The sequence below is a fragment of the Massilia sp. CT11-108 genome, assembly GCF_047302915.1.
Classification (GTDB): domain Bacteria; phylum Pseudomonadota; class Gammaproteobacteria; order Burkholderiales; family Burkholderiaceae_D; genus Telluria; species Telluria orientalis.
The window spans coordinates 1-1342 of sequence record NZ_JBKYMO010000906.1 but is presented as its reverse complement, the minus strand read 5'-3'; the positions used below and the strand labels follow the sequence as shown (position 1 = coordinate 1342).

Sequence of the window (1342 nt, the reverse complement as noted above, 5' to 3'; positions counted from 1 at the left end):
CAGAGCGTCCTGGACGCCCAGCGCAACCGCGGCGGCCCGTGGACCAAGGTCACGGCCGGTCATCTCGACCTGTGCGCAGCGCCGATTCCCGTGCGGGAACAATAATTTAGCGTTTTGGCAAAAATCAAACAGTGGCAGTTTCGGGGCGTGCCGCGAGCTATAATTTACGGATGAACGCCCCGGCCCCCACCCACCGCCCCATCCAGCAGCTTCCCGACCAGCTCATCTCGCAGATCGCCGCCGGCGAGGTGGTCGAGCGGCCGTCCGCCGTGGTGAAGGAGTTGCTGGAAAACGCGCTCGACGCCGGCGCCACGCAGGTCACGGTCCGGCTCGAGGAAGGCGGCGTCAAGCGCATCGCCATCACCGACAACGGCCGCGGCATCCCGCCCGAGGAATTGCCGCTCGCGCTGGCCCGTCACGCGACGTCGAAGATCGCGTCGCTGACCGACCTCGAGAACGTAAACACGCTCGGCTTCCGCGGCGAGGCGCTCGCATCGATCGCGTCCGTCGCCGCCGTCAAGATCACGTCGCGCACGCACGGCGCCGCGCACGCGTGGGAAATCGTCGGCTCGCACCAGGGCACGGTGTCGCCGTCGTCCGGCCCGTTCGGCACGACGATCGACGTGCAGGACCTGTATTTCAATACGCCGGCGCGCCGCAAGTTCCTGAAGTCCGAGCAGACCGAATACGGCCACTGCGCCGAAGTCGTGCGCCGCATCGCGCTGGCGCGGCCGGACGTGTCGTTCAGCCTGACCCACAACGGCCGCACGATCGACCACTGGAACACGAGCGAGTCGGCCAAGCGCAGCGCGCAGATCCTCGGCGGCGACTTCGCCGAGGCCCGCCTGCAGCTCGACGAAAGCGCCGGCCCGCTGCGCCTGCACGGCTACGTCGGCCTGCCGACGGCATCGAAGGCGCGCGCCGACAGCCAGTATTTTTATGTCAACGGCCGCTTCGTGCGCGACAAGCTGCTCGTCCACGCCGTGAAAGCCGCGTACGAGGACGTGCTGCACGGCGACCGCTTCCCGTCCTACGTGCTGGCGCTCGAACTCGACCCGGCGATGGTCGACGTGAACGTGCACCCGTCGAAGATCGAAGTGCGCTTCCGCGACAGCCGCGCCGTCCACCAGTTCGTGTTCCACGCCGTGCAGCGCGCGCTGGCCAAGACGTCGGCGACCGCGCACGGCGATACGCCCGCGCCCGTGAGCGCCGCCGAGATCACGCCGTCGTCCACGTCGCTCGGTGACACGCCGTCCTGGCGCCGTCCGCACGAGCAGACGTCGTTCGGGTCGCAGCTGGCATCGCCCGCCTGGACCTCGGGCTCGGGCGGCGGCGGCGGTGG

1 protein-coding gene is annotated in these 1342 nt (G+C 69.2%); it reads left to right on the top strand.

The genetic code is table 11. From position 1 onward, the window contains the following. Positions 1-170 precede the first annotated feature (170 nt). Positions 171-1342: DNA mismatch repair endonuclease MutL (gene mutL / locus ACEN88_RS31875; RefSeq protein WP_413346188.1), on the top strand; the 1172-nt coding region annotated here is incomplete at its 3' end.